Here is a 16,458-nt window from a genome sequence, read left to right on the forward strand (position 1 = left end):
GCCTGCATGCATATCGGTGTGCGGGTATACAGGTTGTTCATGTAGAAGGGGAGTCCAATGTTTCATTATCTGAAACAGGCCATATCCGGGGCGCAGATCCTGTTTGTGGCGTTTGGCGCGCTGGTGCTGGTGCCGCTGTTGACCGGGCTGAACCCGGCGATGGCCTTGCTGGGGGCGGGAGTCGGGACGCTGATGTTCCAGCTGGTAACGGGGCGCAAGGTGCCGATTTTTCTCGGTTCATCGTTTGCCTTTATCGGCCCGATCATTTTCTCGATCCAGACCTGGGGCGTGGCCGCAACGCAATTCGGTCTGTTTGCCGCTGGCTTCATGTATTTCATCGTGGCGGGCATCGTTAAATGGCGCGGCATGGCGCTGATCAATCGCCTGCTGCCACCGGTGGTGATCGGCCCGGTGATCATGGTGATTGGCTTGTCCGTGGCTGTGGCCGCCTCCGGCATGGCCATGGGGCAAGGCGGTGGGCAGCAGCTGGTGCCCTATGGTACCTCGCTGGTTCTGGCGGGCATTTCACTGGCAACGACCATCGTCGTGTCGGTGTTTGCTGGCGGGATGCTGCGGCTGGTGCCGATTCTGTCCGGTGTGGTCGTCGGCTACATTGCGGCCACCCTCTTTGGCGTGGTCGATTTTGGCAAGATCGCCAGCGCGCCGTGGTTTGCCCTGCCGCATTTTGTCGCCCCCGAGGTGAACTGGTGGGCTGCGCTGTTCATGTTGCCCGTGGCAATCGCCCCGTGCATCGAGCACATTGGCGGCGTCATGGCCGTGGGGAAGGTCTCGGGGCAGGATTACACGGCCAGGCCGGGGTTGCACCGTACCCTGACTGGTGACGGGCTGGGTGTGTGCTTTGCCGGCGCCATCGGCGGCCCGCCGATCACGACCTATGCCGAGGTGACCGGCGCGCTGATGATTACCCGCAATTTCAATCCGGTCATCATGACCTACGCCGCTGTGCTGGCGATCGTGCTGGCTTTCTTCGGCAAGTTCAATGCCGTGCTGGCATCCATCCCGCTGCCGGTGATGGGCGGGATCATGGTGCTGCTGTTTGGCACCATCGCGTCGATCGGCCTGAAGACCCTGATTGATGCCAAGGTCGATCTGATGGCGCCGCGCAATCTGGTGATCGTGTCGGTGGTGCTGACTTGCGGTATCGGCGGGCTGATGCTGCGTATCGATAATTTCAGCCTGGCAGGCGTCGGGCTGGTCAGCTTGCTGGCGATCATCCTGAATCTGGTATTGCCTCAGGACCGCCACCACGATGGCATCGTCGAGGGGCAGGACATCTGATTTTCAGTGCAATTTCATAGTGAAAAAGGACGCCTTGGCGTCCTTTTTCATTGATCGGGCTGCAGATCAGAGTTCCTTGACGTGCAGCTCGATTTCCATGTTTTCGCTGGCGAAACGGATCTGCGCGAGCAGAACGGTATCAACATAGTTGGCAAACGAACGCAGCAGGATCGAGCGGGCCAGTGCCGGGGCCATGCCGGTGCGGAATTCGGTAACGTATTCCAGTGCGCCCACGCAGTCATCCTTCAGCTCGCTTTCGTGGTCGCTGATGATGTCCTTGATGTCCTGGCGGATGTTGCGGACCATGCGGAACAGTTCGCTGGAAATATCGCACAGTGCCGGGAATTGCAGGGATACATCCACGGTGCTGCCCGGCATGATGCGGCGCTGCAGCGAGCGGGAGGCTTCGGTCAGAACGGCCAGATCGGCAGCGTCGAGTTGCATGCCGTTCGGGAAGCGTTCATTGACCTGGCTGAGCGCCTGGCGAATGCTGTCGCTGTTGCGCAGGCTTTCGGGCAGGCGGGTGCTGGCCTGGGCGGTCAGCTGATACAGGGTGGTAGGGGACATCAGGTTCTCCGGTTTGGGGTATCGGGCAAAAGGAATCCAGTTACCAGCATGGCAGTGCGGCAAGCGATCTGCCAGCGTCGCTGCGCATTGATGCGGCAGCATAGCCGTACAGCGTGAACCGCATGTTAATCGCGGTCAAGAGTCGCGAATGTCTGATGCAGCGCAGAGTGCCCTGAGCTGGGCGCCGTTAGGCTTGTCAGTATCTCAATGTTCATGCCCGTATCATGTCGCCGACTCTGCCCGAACCTCTTGCCCATCGCCGTTATCTGTCCTGGCATGATCTGCTGCGCCAGCGTCATGGCGGGCGACTGCAGAAAGTCTCTGTGGCTGCGGGGTTTACCTGCCCCAACCGGGATGGCAGCAAGGGGCGCGGCGGATGTTTCTTCTGCAATAACCAGGGCTTTATGCCGGGGTATCTGCGGGAAACCGGCGATAATATTGATCTGCAGATCGATACTGGGGTGAGTTTTCTGCAGCGCCGCTATCCGGACACGAAACGCTGGCTTGCCTATTTCCAGGCCTACACCAATACCTACGGCGAACTGGAGCAACTCAAGCGCGCCTATGAGCGTGCACTGGCTCACCCGGCCATCAGTGGTCTGGTTATTGGTACCCGGCCGGACTGCGTGCCCGATGAACTGCTCGATTATCTGGCCGAACTGGCCCGCGATCACTTGATCGAGCTCGAATTCGGCATTGAATCGACTTGTGATGCCGCGCTGCTTGCCGTGAATCGTGGGCATGATTTTGCCTGTAGCGCCGACGCCATCCGCCGGGCCGCCGCCCGGGGCCTCACGGTCAGCGGGCACCTGATTTTCGGGCTGCCCGGTGAGAGTCGTGAAGAAATGCTCGCCGGCGCGAAGCGCCTGTCTGCTTTGCCGCTGGCTTCGCTGAAACTGCACCAGTTGCAGATAGTGAAAGGCACTCAGCTGGCCAATCAGTGGCGCCGTGACCCGCGCAGCCTGCCGCTGCTGGGGGCGCATGATTATCTCGAGCTGCTGGCGGACTTTCTGGAGGAGCTACGCCCCGACATAGCCATCCAGCGGGTGGGCAGTGAGGTGCCGCCAGCCTTGCGACTGGCGCCCGACTGGACCGTGCGGCTGTCGCAACTGGCGCCGCTGCTGACCGAAACGCTGGTTCGTCGTGACAGCTGGCAGGGCAAACGCTGGCAAGGCACATAAAAAGTGCTTCAGGGAGCTGGACAGACGGTAAACGAGTCGCTATAGTTCTGCCTCTCTGCCTGACTTGTCAGGCAACTGGTTGCAAGCCGTCATGGTGAAATTGGTAGACACGCTATCTTGAGGGGGTAGTGGCCTAAGGCTGTGTGAGTTCGAGTCTCACTGACGGCACCAGAATACAGTTCAAGGCTGTTTAAGCCAGAACGCAAAAAGCCCGCAGACCCAGTGTTCGCGGGCTTTTTTTTGCCTAAGCCCTCCAAAGCAGATCAATCCTACTGAAAATCTATGTGCCCCTGCTTGTACCCCTGTTTGTGATTTTGTGATTGTGATGCTGGCGTATTTAAAAGGCTGCGTTGTTTTTATGATGCCCACTGACACCATATGCAAATATCAGCAAGTGTCTGAGAGAATCAAAAAGCCCGTAAAATTATTGATTTACGGGCTTTTTTTGCACCTTGTTGTCTCGCGGAGTTGCGGTAGATCGCCCCAAGTGTCGCGAGAATAAGGGTATAAATAAGGGTACAGATTAGCCCCGTCCCCTTACTCAGGAGCCAAGATGGTGCGGATCACTGGCGCCGTTGCGGCAATTCTGCACCCTCGACTGCGCTATGTGGTATTTCCGCTCAGGGGTAAAAATGTAGGTCAAGGCTACAGAAAGCGAGGTTGTAGCCGAACGCGGAGTTTCTGCCTGAAATGCAACAAGGGCCTACGACCGTGAAGTCGTAAGCCCTTGTTTTTATTGGTCGGAATGGCGGGATTCGAACTCGCGACCCCTTGCACCCCATGCAAGTGCGCTACCAGGCTGCGCTACATTCCGATAAGAGGCCCGATTATACTGATGGAGTTGAAGGCACACAAGCTTCGGGATGGTTTTTTAGATTTGAGGCGACGTCACCCCGAATTTGAGTAGCAGGCTGCTTTGGAGTCCAATCCCCCTATCCGAGGAGACTGGACATGAAAAGCGTTATTCGGAAGAACAAATCATCGGCTTTCTTCGCGAGGCCGAAGCGGGCATCCCGCTCAAGGAACTCTGCCGCCTGCATGGCTTGTCCGAGGCCAGCTTTTACCTGTGGCGTAACAAGTTCGGCGGCATGAGCGTCTCCGATGCCAAACGGCTCAAGTAACTGGAGGCCGAGAATGCCCGGCTCAAGCGCATGCTTGCCAACGCGTTACTCGAGAACGAAATCACCTAGAAGCGCTGCAAAAAAAGTGGTAGCCGCACCGGCAAGACGTGAGCTAGTGCGGTATATGACCGGGCGTGGCCTGAGTGAGCGACGAGCCTTGTAGGTGGCCTGCATGAGCGCCAGTACGTTGCGCTATCGGCCACGACCGGATCGTAACGGACCACTGAGCGAACAGATCCTCTTCTTGGCCCATCGACATCGTCGCTATGGCGCCGGCATGATTTATCTGAAGCTACGTCAGTCAGGCTGGGTGGTGAATCACAAACGGGTAGAACGACTATACGGCTTGGCGGGTTTGCAGGTGCGGCGGCGCAAGCGCAAGAAAGTGCCGTCGCAGGATCGTCAACCCTTGGTCCGGCCCATTGCAGCCAATCAAGTCTGGTCCATGGATTTCGTGTTTGATCGTACCGCCGAAGGGCGAGTGATCAAATGCCTGACCATTGTCGATGATGCAACGCATGAATCCATTGCCATCGTGGCGGAACGAGCCATTGGCGGTTATCCGCTGACACGCCTGCTGGATCAACTGGCCAGCACACGGGGTTTGCCGCAGGTGATCCGGACCGATAACGGCAAGGAGTTCTTTGGTCGGGCCATGCTGACTTGGGCAAAGCTGTGTGGCATTCAGTTACGCCATATCGAGCCCGGCAAACCCAATCAGAATGCCTACATCGAGTCATTCAATGGACGGTTCCGGGACGAATGCCTGAATGAACACTGGTTCACCTGCCTGGCCCAGGCACGGGTACTGATTGAATCCTGGCGACGCGAGTACAACGAGGAAAGGCCAAAGAAATCACTGGGCGGCCTGACACCGTCTGCGTATGCCAGACAACTGGCCGCAAAGTCGGCTACATTAAACCCCGGACTCTAAACGCGTGTGCTACTGAAAAAGGGCTGAGGTCGAAAGCATCATGATCCTGACATGCTTAGTACAAGTCAAACGACCTGTCCCGGCGCTCGGGGTAAAGGCAACGGTGGGATTGCCGATCAGACAGGAGGCGCTTGCGATGGACCACCGGGGACTTTTGCCGCGTGGTGCAGCCCGGGGCAGGCTAACCACGCCGTTCAGGTCCCCAGCCGTAGCAGCAGGACTGGCGCATACCAGATCCCGGCCAGATTGAGCAGCAGCGTCGCCAGATACATGCAGCGAAAACTGCCCTTGCGGGTCTTGTGCCGAAACACGCGCTGCGCCAGCCACGCCCCCGGCCAGCCACCGAGCAGTGCCCAGCCATGCAACGTACCCTCGGCAATCCGCCACGCGCCGCTTTGCGCCCGCGCCTTGTCCAGCCCGTAGGCAGCAAAGGCTATGGTGCTGAAGATCAGGCAGGCCAGTGCCAGCAGCTGTACGTGGTCAGTGCGCAGAATCAGGACGGCCAGTACCGGCAGCAGCGCCAGCGTGAGCCAGTCGATCAGGTCAGATTTAGCAACCGCATGGTCACGCTTTCTTGACGTTTCGCGCGCAAGGTTGCCGACCACTGCCGATGTCGCCAGCCATCTGCCTTTCTCATCCTGGCGAGCTTGAAATGTCACCGGATCGTCAATGTTCGGACGGGCGTTCCCTGTCCGCTTGATGGCCTTGATGTGCAAAAAATAGCGCGTTCCGTCTGGCGTCGTGACAAAGCCATAGCCCTTGTCGTCATGCCACTGGCTGAGGATGCCTTCCTTGAGCATGCTGTTTCCTGTCAATTTGTCTGGCACCTGAGGTGACGTTGGGCTTCGCTGCTCTTAGCCCAACCTACGTGCTGGGCGTGATAACTACCGAGATTGCCGGCGCAGAATTGCAATGATGTGGCGCAGATCCGCTGCGGTGAGTCCGGTAGCTGGATTGGTCAGATAGAGGTTGGGGCAGTTGCGCGGAAAGAGTTCCTCGCCATCATCGAGAATGACATAGCGGCGGATGCCGTGCGCCTCGCAATATTGCCGGATTTCTGCCTGCCGATTGCTGCCAGGCAGGATAGGGGTGAGTCCGACAATGCTCTGGCGCAGACGGACATGGAAAATCTGGCGCAATTCATCCAGTGTGCGTGCTTCGCGCCAGCTCGATGAGATCACGACCTGCAGCTGCGGGTATTTTTTCAGTAGACGCTCGAAGACCGGCAGACAGGAAAAGGTGTTGTCAAACCCCGGGTGCAGTACACCGTCGAAGTCCAGAAAAACGGTGCCCTGTAGAGTGCGGTCGGGCAAGGGGAGCCAACGGGCCAGCTTGTCGAACAGCATGCAATTTCCTCATGATCGGCACAAACTGGCGCGCCTTGCCGCCTGTTGCGCTGCTTGCTAATGGCCATCACCCTACTGCTAGGTACTTAAAGCCTTATGCGCCAGCAGTGTTGGCGCATAAGGCAGTTCAGATCACGCAGTCAGCTTCTGCGTCAGCGCCACGAGCTCCGCCAGCTTGGCCTTGGCTGCGCCGCTGGCGAGCACCTCGTGCGCAGCGTTGATGCCGTCTTCCAGCGTCACGGCCTTGTTGGCGGTGTAGATCGCCGCACCCGCGTTGAGCAGCACGATGTCGCGCGCCGGGCCTGCCACATTGTCGAGCACCTGCCCGATCACTGCCTTCGATTGTTGTGCGTCGCTGGCGTGCAGCTCCTGCACGTCGCAGAACGCAAAACCGAAATCGCGCGGGTCGAGTTCGTATTCAGCTATGTCACCGTCCTTCAGCTCCGCCACCAGCGTCTTGTCCATCAGGCTGATTTCATCCAGCCCGTCGCGGCCGTGCACGATCATCACGTGCGTGCTGCCCAGCTGCTGCAGCACGCGGGCCTGAATGCCGACCAGATCGGGGTGGAAGACGCCCATCAGCTGGTTGTCCGCACCGGCCGGGTTGGTGAGCGGCCCCAGGATGTTGAAGATGGTGCGTACGCCCAGTTCGCGGCGCACCGGCGCCACGTATTTCATCGCGCTGTGGTAGTTGGGCGCGAACATGAAGCCGACGCCGATCTGGTCGATACACTGCCCGACCTGTTCGGGCGTCAGGTTCAGATTCACGCCCAGTGCTTCCAGTACGTCCGCGCTGCCGGAGCTGGAGCTCACCGAGCGCCCGCCGTGCTTGGCGACCTTGGCACCAGCGGCGGCGGCGACAAAGGCACAGGTGGTCGAGATATTGAAGGTGTGCGCACCGTCGCCACCGGTGCCGCAGGTATCGATCAGGTGATTGCGATCCTTGACGGCGACCTTGGTGGCGAATTCGCGCATCACGGTGGCGGCGGCGGCGATTTCGGAAACGCTTTCCACCTTGGTGCGCAGGCCCATCAGCAGTGCGGCGATTTGCGTCGGCTGCATTTCGCCGGCCATGATCTGGCGCATCAGCACCAGCATTTCGTCGTAGAACAGTTCGTTGCCGTCGATCAGGCGGTTGAGGGCTTGCTGGATGGTGATCATGGTTAATCCTTGGGTATGTGTTCGTATTCTTTTATCTGTAATGCTTAGAGATTAATACGTGCTGTGGTATCTAGCGCATGTAGTATTTCGACAGTTCGTGCGCACGGGTGCGGTCGAGGTCGATCAGGCAGGCGGCCTCGGCAATGCCGGCGCCCGCGCCGCTGCCGTAGCTGGCAGCCACCCAGGCGCAGTGGGCCTTGCGGTAGGCGGCAAAGGCCTGCTTGTCCTTTTGCAGGGCCGGTACGGCGTGCTGGCGCTGCTGTGCGCGGTCGAGCTGCTTCATCGCCGCCAGCACGGCAGCCTCGGCATTCAGGCGGTCTTGCTGTGCCTGCGGCAGCAGCGCTGCGAGGCAGGCTTTCAGTTCGACCTGATTGCTGCTTTGCGCGCTGCATTCCTGTTCGGCACCGGGCTGGGCGGCGAGCAGCGCCTGCAGATGGCTGCGCTCGGCATCGCGGCCTGCGCTGCCGGTGTCGTCGTTGGCGAGTGCGCTGCCGGCCAGCAGTGTCAGCAGCAGGATCAGGGTGAATTTCATCGTGGCTCCCTTGGGCAAGGAAAAGGCCGCACGCGGCGGCCTTGGGGCGGGGCTCAGGCAAATTCCTTGAGGAAGTTGTCGAGCATCTGGTGGCCGTATTCGGTCAGGATGGATTCGGGGTGGAATTGCACGCCTTCGATGGGCAGTGTCTTGTGGCGCACGCCCATGATTTCGCCATCTGCCGTCCACGCGGTGACTTCCAGACAATCGGGCAGCGATGCGCGCTCGATGGCCAGCGAGTGGTAGCGGGTCACGGTGACGGGGTTGGGTATACCCTTGAACATGCCGATATTGTGGTGCTCGACCGGCGACACCTTGCCGTGCATCAGTGTCTTGGCGTGCACGATCTTGCCGCCAAAGGCTTCGCCGATGGACTGGTGGCCCAGGCAGACGCCCATGATGGGCAGCTTGCCGGCAAAATGCTTGATCGCGGCGACCGAGATGCCGGCTTCCAGCGGTGAGCAGGGGCCGGGCGACACCACGAGGTATTTCGGCTTTAGCGCCTCGATTTCCGCGATGGTGATTTCGTCGTTGCGGTGCACCAGCACGTTCTGGCCGAGTTCGCCGAAGTACTGCACCAGGTTATAAGTAAACGAGTCGTAGTTGTCGATCATCAAAAGAGACATGGCAATTCCTCTGGCTTTAGGCGTCAAGACCGTGTTGAACCAATTCCGCGGCACGCAGTACGGCGCGGGCCTTGTTCAGCGTTTCCTGCCATTCGCTCTCAGGCACGGAATCCGCCACGATGCCGGCACCGGCCTGCATGAACAGCGTGTCGTTTTTCACGACCGCCGTGCGCAGCGCGATCGCCACGTCCATGTCGCCATTGAAACCCAGATAACCGACGGCACCGGAATACACGCCGCGCTTGGTCGGCTCCAGTTCGTCGATGATTTCCATTGCGCGCACCTTGGGGGCGCCGGAGACGGTGCCGGCGGGGAAGGTGGCTTTCAATACATCCATCGCGTTCTTGTCGGCGAGCTTCTTGCCTTCCACCGAGGAGACGATGTGCATCACGTGCGAATAACGCTCGATGATCATCTTGTCGAGCAGCTTGACCGATCCGGTTGTAGCTACCCGGCCGGCGTCGTTGCGACCCAGGTCGATCAGCATCACGTGCTCGGCGATTTCCTTCTCGTCGGCCAGCAATTCTTCGGCCAGCGCGATGTCCTGCTCGCGGGTCTTGCCGCGCGGGCGGGTGCCGGCAATCGGGCGCACGGTGATCGCGTCGCCTTCGAGGCGCACCAGAATCTCCGGCGAGGCGCCGACGATGTGCATGTCGCCGAAATCGTAGAAGAACATATAGGGCGAGGGGTTTACTGACCTCAGCGCGCGGTACAGCGCCAGCGGTGACTCGGCAAACGGTGCGGTCATGCGCTGTGCCAGCACCACCTGCATGATGTCGCCATCGCGGATGTAGTCCTTGGCCTTGAGTACGGCCTCCTTGAAAGGCTGTTCGCCGAATTCGGAGACCGGCGTGGCGACCATCTTCGCCGGATGCGAAAGCGGAATCTGCACCGGCTCGCGCAGCTTCATGCGTAGCTCGGATAGACGGGTATTGGCTGCTTCGTAGCTGTCATCAACGGCTGGGTCAGCATACACGACCAGGTATAGTTTGCCGCTGAGGTTGTCGACCACCGCGAGTTCTTCGGACAGCAGCAATTGAATGTCCGGCGCGCCGATCGGATCGGGTTTGGGGCAGGCGGCCAGCTTCTTTTCCACGTAGCGGATGGTTTCGTAGCCGAAATAGCCGACCAGCCCGCCCAGAAAACGCGGCATGCCCGGCAGGGACGGCGCATTGAAGCGCGCCTGGTAGGTGGCGATCACGTCGAGCGGGTTGTCGCTGTGGCTTTCCACCACCTGATCGTCAACGATCAGCTCGGTGGTCTGGCCGACGACTTTCAGGCGGGTGCGGGCCGGCAGGCCGATGAAAGAATAACGACCGAAACGCTCGCCACCGACCACCGATTCCAGTAGATAGGAATACGGGCGGTTGGCCAGCTTCAGATACACCGACAGCGGTGTATCCAGATCGGCAAACAGTTCGAGTACAAGCGGGATGCGGTTATAGCCCTGTTGCGCCAGGGCGTCGAATTCGGCGCGGGTCAGCATGGATGTCTCCGACAGAGGGACTGGTTAAAACAAAAGAGGGCGGTTGCTCGCGATTACGAGCGACGCCATCGCCAATCGAGTCTCTGGGAGGTCACAAAAGCCATGATGTGCGGGAAAAACCGTAGAAATGAAACAGGTTCGACCATTGTGCAGGCATCGGCGGGTAGCGTCAAATGCGGCTGCCGCTCAATGTTGTTCTTCGGTGGGTGAGCTGCAATCGGGGCGATCAATAATCAACTCGCCCGTGTCGGCAAGGATGCGGGAACTGTAGCCCGCGCCCCCCTGATAGACAGTGACGTCCCAGTAGGGGCGCTCGCTGTAGCGCGCGATCCAGCGTTGGCGCTTGGCGTCATTCATCGCGCCACCATCCTTGCACCCCGTGCTCACCAACCGGAGACCGCGCAAGGCGGGATCGAGCTCCAGCACTTCTGACTCGCTGCCATGGTAAATGGCCAGACTGGCGGTGCAGCGTTCTGGCAAGTGGCTGACCGAGGCATTTTTCGTGTCGATCAAATCGGCTCTGGCCTGCTGGCAAGCCTGTTCGCGGGTAAGCGGCTCGGCGCTGACCATGCCGATGATGAGCAATGGCAGTGCGTACAGTTGAATGCTGCGGGACATGGGCGGCTGCTCCGTGTTGGTGCGGCTGACACCTTGGCGTGGGTTACCTGCCGGGACTGTGAGCTGCGGCACGGAAGGGAACACGCATGATCGGGATCGATTCGACTTACAGGGCGCCAGTGAATGACTAGAATGACCGGCAAGAGTCTTGTGTGAGCGCCTGATGCTGCCTGCTGCCGACGTTGCCCTGCTGATGAATTTCTACGTCTGCCTGATGACCATGCTGGCCATGCTGTTGGCCTTGCGCAGCAGGGAAGCATGTCCCGGAATGCGCTACTGGCTGGCCAGCGTGCTGCTGTTCTCCGCGCTGATGCTGTTGCTGTATTTGCGAACCGCAGGCATGCCCGGCTGGCTGGGGGTTGGAGTGGTCAATGCGCTGGCCTGCACTGCCTTGCTGCTGATCTGGCTGGGGCTGCGCGCCTACCGGAACGAATTGCGTTCTGGCGATCATGGCTGGCTCTTGCTGCCCGTGCTGCTGGGCGCGGCCTTGTGGTGGCTGGCCGGGGAGGCGCGGCATTTTGCAGTGCGTGTGTTGCTGGTCAATGCCGTGCTGATGGTGCTAGTTGGCATGATCCTCAAACTGGTTTTTGTGCAGCGCGCGCCGCATGAATATGGTCGCGCCTGTCTGGGCGGGCTGCTGGCCGGCACCATGCTGGTGTTGCTGTTCCGCATGGGCTCGGTGCTGCTGCATGGTGCCGAGGTCTCGGCAGGCAAGGATCAGGGCTTCAGCATCCTACTGCTGGTGCTGGGTTTTGTGATTCTGGGCAGCGGCTACAGCTTTCTGCTGATCCAGTCGGACTGGTTGCAGGAGCGCCTGCGCCAGCAGGCGAGCCTGGATCCGCTGACCGGGTTATTCAACCGGCGCGGCATGGCGCGTGCCGGCGAGCTGATCATGGCCAACTGTCAGCGCCAGCAGGGGATACTGACAGCAGCGATGCTGGATCTTGATCATTTCAAGCAGATCAACGACCGGCTCGGCCATGCCGCCGGGGATGAGGTGCTGGTGGCGGTGAGCGAGCGGTTGAAGCGGCAGATGCGGGGCGGCGACGTGCTGGTGCGCAGCGGCGGGGAGGAATTCGCCGTGCTGCTGCCTGGCTGCAATCTGGACGAGGCTCGCCAGTGGGCCGAGCGCTTGCGCGATGCACTGGCTACCCAGCCCTTGCAGGCCGGGGGGCAGTTGCTGGCTGTGAGCGTCAGTGCCGGGCTGGCGCAATGGCAGCCCGGGGAAACGCTGGATCAGTTGTTTGTCCGTGCCGACCGCGCGATGTATGCCGCCAAGGCGGCAGGTCGCAATTGCGTACGAACCAGTGCCGTCCTCGACGAACCGGCTTCAGAGACCTGAGTCGATAAATTCCAGCAAATCGCGGAAATCGTGGATGACCGCGTCAGCGCCGAGGCTTTCGACCTCGCCGTAACCGTAGCTGACGGCCACCACCGGGCAGCCGGCGTTGCGCCCGGCGAGGATGTCGTTCTTCGAGTCGCCGACCATCAGCAGCCCTTCGACCGGAACACCCAGACGCTCGGCCGCCAGCAGGATGGGTGCGGCCGAGGGCTTCTTGTCGCTGGCCGTGTCCCCCGAGATGACGGCATCGAAATGCTCGAACACGCCCAGCTCGCGCAGCAGTGGCAAGGTGAAGCGTTCGGGCTTGTTGGTGACGATGGCCAGCGGCACACCGCGCTCGTGCAGCGTGTGCAGCACTTCCTGTACACGCGGATAGAATTTTGTGGCGATGGTCAGGCCGGCGCGGTAATGGCTGTTGAACAGTTCCATCGCCCGTTTTTCGTCCTCGCTGCCGCTGAATTCAGCGGCATGGGAGTCGCGCAGCGTACGCGCCACCAGACTGGCTGCGCCGTCGCCAACATAGCTTTCCACCGTGGCCGGATCCAGTGCAGGAAGCCCCATTTCGGCGCGCATGGCGTTGGCGGCGCGGGCGAGATCCTGTACGGAATCAACCAGTGTGCCGTCCAGGTCGAAGGCAATGGCGGTGATGGTCATGGTGGCCTCCTTGGGCTGTGTCGCGCGGCAGCGCAAAAGGGTAGTGTAAAACACGCGGCAACACGGGGCGGCATGGCCGAGGTTTCGGTTTGTGCTGCCTTGATTCGGCAATGAAAAAGCCGCAGCAGTGGCTGCGGCGGTGAGGGCTTGAGCGGGCTCAGGGCTTGATGCGGGCCAGTTCGGCGCGCATCTGCTCGATGACGGCCTTGTAGTCGGGCTTGCCGTAAATGGCCGAGCCGGCGACAAAGGTATCCACACCGGCGGCGGCGATTTCCGCGATGTTGTCGACCTTTACCCCGCCGTCGATTTCCAGCCAGATTTCGCGGCCGGTTTTTGCGGTGTATTCATCGATGCGTGCGCGGGCCTGACGGGCTTTGTCCAGTACGGCCGGAATGAAGCTCTGGCCACCATAGCCCGGATTCACCGACATCAGCAGGATCATGTCGATCTTGTCCATCACGTAATCCAGATACGACAGCGGCGTGGCGGGGTTGAACACCAGGCCGGCCTTGCAGCCCGACTCCTTGATCAGCCCCAGCGAGCGGTCGACGTGTTCGCTGGCTTCCGGGTGGAAGGTGATGATGTTGGCGCCGGCCTTGGCGAAATCCGGAATGATGCGGTCAACGGGCTTCACCATCAGGTGCACGTCGATGGGTGCGTCGGTCCACGGACGAATGGCCTCGCAGACCAGCGGGCCGATGGTCAGGTTCGGCACGTAATGGTTATCCATCACGTCAAAGTGGATGATGTCGGCGCCGGCGTCGATCACGTTTTTCACTTCTTCACCCAGGCGGGCGAAATCGGCGGACAGAATGCTGGGGGCAATGCGGAAAGTCATGGAATTCCTCGCGGCGGAGTCGACGAAACGGATGAACGCAGTATGCCAGTCCGCGCCAACTCTGGCATGACCTGCCGCAAAGCCTGCTCGCCTTGCGGTACACTGTGCGCATTCCCAACCGCAAAGCCGATGCCATGTCCGAGCGCTATCCCGTGACGGTGGAAGTGATCTGCCGCTTTGTCGACGAGCAGTCGAATCTGGCCACCGACCAGTATGTGTTTGCCTATCACATCACCATCACCAATCAGGCCGATGTGCCGGTGCAGCTGCTGACGCGTCACTGGATCATCACCGACATGCACGGTGCCGTGCAGGAAGTGCGCGGCGACGGCGTGGTGGGCGAGCAGCCGCGCCTGCAGCCGGGCCAGTCCTTCGAATACACCTCGGGCGTGACGCTGAAAACGCCTGCCGGAACCATGCAGGGCAGCTACGGGCTGGTGACGATGGACGGTGAAGCCTTCAGTACGCCGATTCCGGAATTCCGCCTGCTGCTGCCCCGCGTGCTGCATTGATACCTGCGTATCTATTGCGCGCTGGATAAATAATCATAAAGCCTGCAAGGCTATACCCTGGGTTACTGCTTATGCCTCCTTCATCCTCTGGTCAGCCGGGCCAGCGCCACGACTGGCAGACGATCAAGTCGCTGTTGCCTTATCTGTGGGCCTACAAGGGGCGGGTGCTGCTGGCGCTGGGGCTGCTGATCGCGGCCAAGTTCGCCAATGTCGGCGTGCCGCTGGTACTGAAAGACATCGTCGACGCGCTGGATGCCAGCAAGCATCCGCTGGTCGTGCCGCTGAGCCTGGTGCTGGCCTACGGCGGTTTGCGGCTGGCCTCGGCCATCATGGGGGAGGCGCGCGACGCGGTGTTTGCCAAGGTCACGCAGGGTGCGATCCGGCGGGTGGCGCTGCAGGTGTTCGAGCATCTGCACCGACTGAGTCTGAGATTTCATCTGGAGCGCCAGACCGGCGGGGTGAACCGCGATATCGACCGTGGCACCAAGGGGATTTCCTTCCTGCTGAACTTCACGCTGTTCAACATCCTGCCGACGCTGGTGGAAATCGTGCTGGTGGCGCTGGTGCTGCTGCAAAAGTACGACTGGTATTTTGCTGCAATCACGTTTGGCACAATTGCGGTCTACATCGGCTTTACCCTGGGGGTGACCGAGTGGCGCATGGGCTGGCGCAAGCAGATGAACGAGCTGGATTCCACTGCCAACTCGAAAGCCGTCGATTCCCTGCTCAATTACGAGACGGTGAAATATTTCAACAACGAGCGCTGGGAAGCCCGCCGTTATGACGAAAGCCTGGCTAAGTGGGAAGACGTCGCGATCAAGAGCCAGGTGTCGCTGAATTTTCTGAATGCCGGCCAGGCCTGCATCATCGCACTGGGGGTCACCGCGCTGGTGTGGCTGGCGGCTGCCGAGGTGGTGGCCGGAACGATGTCGCTGGGTGATCTGGTGCTGGTGAATGCCTTTTTGCTGCAGCTCTACGGGCCGTTGAATTTCCTCGGTTTTGTCTATCGCGAAATCAAGCACGCGCTGGCCGACATGGATCGCATGTTCGCGCTGATGGGGCGCAATGCCGAGATCACCGATGCCGCCACTGCCCAGCCGCTGGCGACACAGGCCGCGGCCGTGCGTTTTGATCGCGTCGAATTCGCCTATGATCCGGAGCGGCAGATCCTGCACGGGGTCGATTTCACCATTCCGGCCGGCCACACACTGGCCGTGGTCGGGGCCAGTGGCGCCGGCAAATCGACGCTTTCAAGGCTGCTTTACCGTTTCTATGATGTTACTCGCGGGGGTATCCAGATTAATGGCAAGGATATACGCGAGTTGCAGCAGCATACCCTTCGGGAGCACATCGGAATCGTGCCGCAGGATACGGTGCTCTTCAACGACACCATCTACTACAACATCGCTTATGGCAAACCGGACGCCAGTCGCGAGGCCATCATCGAGGCGGCCAGGTCGGCGCACATTCATGACTTCATCGCCGCGCTGCCGCAGGGCTACGACACTGTGGTGGGCGAGCGCGGGCTCAAGCTGTCCGGCGGCGAGAAGCAGCGTGTGGCGATTGCGCGAACGATCCTTAAAAACCCGCCGATCCTGATTTTCGACGAGGCCACCAGTGCGCTGGATTCCAAGACCGAAAAGGCCATTCAGGCCGAACTGAAAGCGATTTCTGCCAATCGCACCACGCTGGTGATCGCTCACCGGCTCTCCACCGTGGTCGACGCGGACGAAATCCTGGTGATGGAGGGCGGGCGCGTGGTCGAGCGCGGTACGCATCGCGAGCTGCTCGATGCCAATGCGGTGTACGCCAGAATGTGGGCGCTACAGGCCAGCGAAGAGGCCGTCTGATCGTCGCAATCCCGCAAAAACGCCGGTCATTGCCGGCGTTTTTCATGCCGCCCTAGGGCGCATCGTGCATCGCGGCCAGTAGCTGGGCTACTGCATCAGGGTCGGGCAGGGCGGGGATATGTTCCCAGTGATCGCTGGTCATGGCTGGCTCCTTCATGTTGCACTGCGGCAAGTGTAGTCCTCGCAGTTTTGCCAATCTTGTCCTGGCTCAAGCTAAGGCAAATCATGTAGTCGGATTGATATGGCTACCGGTTTGCCGGCGCATTCCTGATGGCTGCTAGCTATTGCGGAAATTCCTTATGTGATGCAGGTGATTGATCCTGATCACTTATTTGCTGTTACGTCCCTGTGCAACGTGAATTGTTCCTGTTCTGGCTTACCCCTTTGGCGT

At 60.3% G+C, this 16,458-nt stretch carries 15 protein-coding genes, 2 tRNA genes and 1 pseudogene; 7 read left to right on the top strand and 11 right to left on the bottom strand.

All coding sequences use genetic code 11. The features are described 5' to 3' along the window. Positions 1–57: 57 nt before the first annotated feature. Positions 58–1,299 carry a uracil-xanthine permease family protein gene (locus INR99_RS15365; RefSeq protein ID WP_194117260.1) on the top strand — a complete coding sequence of 414 codons (1,242 nt, stop codon included), beginning with the start codon at positions 58–60 and terminating at the stop codon, positions 1,297–1,299. Between the two features lie 66 nt (positions 1,300–1,365). On the opposite strand, the gene INR99_RS15370 is transcribed toward INR99_RS15365, so the two are convergent. Further along, positions 1,366–1,866, bottom strand: a complete 501-nt coding sequence (locus tag INR99_RS15370; RefSeq protein ID WP_194117261.1) for a hypothetical protein — start codon at positions 1,864–1,866, stop codon at positions 1,366–1,368. A gap of 224 nt (positions 1,867–2,090) precedes the next feature. Here INR99_RS15370 and mnmL point away from each other — a divergent pair, with 224 nt between their 5' ends. Both mnmL and INR99_RS15380 read left to right on the top strand, forming a co-directional pair. Beyond that, entirely contained in the window at positions 2,091–3,047 is a 957-nt protein-coding gene (mnmL, locus tag INR99_RS15375; RefSeq protein WP_194117262.1) for a tRNA modification radical SAM protein MnmL/YtqA, read from the top strand. An 85-nt stretch (positions 3,048–3,132) separates the two neighbouring features. Further along, positions 3,133–3,218 (top strand) — tRNA-Leu (locus tag INR99_RS15380). Positions 3,219–3,784: 566 nt separating this feature from the next. Here the strand turns inward: INR99_RS15380 and INR99_RS15385 are convergent. Further along, a tRNA-Pro gene (locus INR99_RS15385) sits at positions 3,785–3,861 on the bottom strand. Between the two features lie 112 nt (positions 3,862–3,973). On the opposite strand from INR99_RS15385, the pseudogene INR99_RS15390 reads away from it, so the two are divergent. Further along, positions 3,974–5,102, top strand: a pseudogene (locus INR99_RS15390) (IS3 family transposase). 194 nt (positions 5,103–5,296) lie between these two features. Here the strand turns inward: INR99_RS15390 and INR99_RS15395 are convergent. The 7 genes from INR99_RS15395 to INR99_RS15425 form a co-directional block, all read right to left on the bottom strand. Then, entirely contained in the window at positions 5,297–5,902 is a 606-nt protein-coding gene (locus tag INR99_RS15395; protein ID WP_194117263.1) for a DUF1294 domain-containing protein, read from the bottom strand. Positions 5,903–5,986: 84 nt separating this feature from the next. Continuing rightward, on the bottom strand, positions 5,987–6,448 hold the full coding sequence (locus INR99_RS15400; RefSeq protein WP_194117264.1) for an HAD domain-containing protein: 462 nt from the start codon (positions 6,446–6,448) through the stop codon (positions 5,987–5,989). 132 nt (positions 6,449–6,580) lie between these two features. Next, on the bottom strand, positions 6,581–7,609 hold the full coding sequence (trpD, locus tag INR99_RS15405) for an anthranilate phosphoribosyltransferase (protein WP_194117265.1): 1,029 nt from the start codon (positions 7,607–7,609) through the stop codon (positions 6,581–6,583). Between the two features lie 70 nt (positions 7,610–7,679). Further along, positions 7,680–8,141 carry a lysozyme inhibitor LprI family protein gene (locus INR99_RS15410; protein WP_194117266.1) on the bottom strand — a complete coding sequence of 154 codons (462 nt, stop codon included), beginning with the start codon at positions 8,139–8,141 and terminating at the stop codon, positions 7,680–7,682. 53 nt (positions 8,142–8,194) lie between these two features. Then, a complete protein-coding gene (locus INR99_RS15415; protein ID WP_228098364.1) occupies positions 8,195–8,767 on the bottom strand; it encodes an anthranilate synthase component II in 573 nt (190 codons plus the stop codon). Positions 8,768–8,783: 16 nt separating this feature from the next. Continuing rightward, a complete protein-coding gene (gene trpE, locus INR99_RS15420; RefSeq protein WP_194117267.1) occupies positions 8,784–10,253 on the bottom strand; it encodes an anthranilate synthase component I in 1,470 nt (489 codons plus the stop codon). Between the two features lie 186 nt (positions 10,254–10,439). Then, positions 10,440–10,871: a hypothetical protein gene (locus tag INR99_RS15425; RefSeq protein ID WP_194117268.1), complete on the bottom strand. Its 432-nt coding sequence runs from the start codon at positions 10,869–10,871 to the stop codon at positions 10,440–10,442. Between the two features lie 163 nt (positions 10,872–11,034). Between INR99_RS15425 and INR99_RS15430 the strand changes: the two genes are divergently transcribed. Next, the gene (locus tag INR99_RS15430; RefSeq protein ID WP_194117269.1) at positions 11,035–12,213 is read left to right on the top strand and encodes a GGDEF domain-containing protein; all 1,179 of its coding nucleotides are present in this window, start codon (positions 11,035–11,037) and stop codon (positions 12,211–12,213) included. On the opposite strand, the gene INR99_RS15435 is transcribed toward INR99_RS15430, so the two are convergent. Beyond that, the gene (locus INR99_RS15435) at positions 12,202–12,867 is read right to left on the bottom strand and encodes a phosphoglycolate phosphatase (RefSeq protein ID WP_194117270.1); all 666 of its coding nucleotides are present in this window, start codon (positions 12,865–12,867) and stop codon (positions 12,202–12,204) included. The two genes, INR99_RS15430 and INR99_RS15435, sit on opposite strands and share 12 nt — an antisense overlap. Before the next feature lie 157 nt (positions 12,868–13,024). After that, positions 13,025–13,705, bottom strand: coding sequence for a ribulose-phosphate 3-epimerase (rpe, locus tag INR99_RS15440; RefSeq protein WP_194117271.1), 681 nt, complete (start codon positions 13,703–13,705; stop codon positions 13,025–13,027). Positions 13,706–13,797: 92 nt separating this feature from the next. Between rpe and apaG the strand changes: the two genes are divergently transcribed. Then, positions 13,798–14,217 carry a Co2+/Mg2+ efflux facilitator ApaG/CorD gene (gene apaG / locus INR99_RS15445; protein WP_228098365.1) on the top strand — a complete coding sequence of 140 codons (420 nt, stop codon included), beginning with the start codon at positions 13,798–13,800 and terminating at the stop codon, positions 14,215–14,217. 71 nt (positions 14,218–14,288) lie between these two features. Further along, complete coding sequence (locus INR99_RS15450) at positions 14,289–16,067, top strand: ABCB family ABC transporter ATP-binding protein/permease (protein ID WP_194117272.1); 1,779 nt, start codon at positions 14,289–14,291, stop codon at positions 16,065–16,067. Positions 16,068–16,458 lie beyond the last annotated feature (391 nt).

The sequence above is a fragment of the Chitinilyticum piscinae genome, assembly GCF_015223195.1.
Classification (GTDB): Bacteria; Pseudomonadota; Gammaproteobacteria; order Burkholderiales; family Chitinibacteraceae; genus Chitinilyticum; species Chitinilyticum piscinae.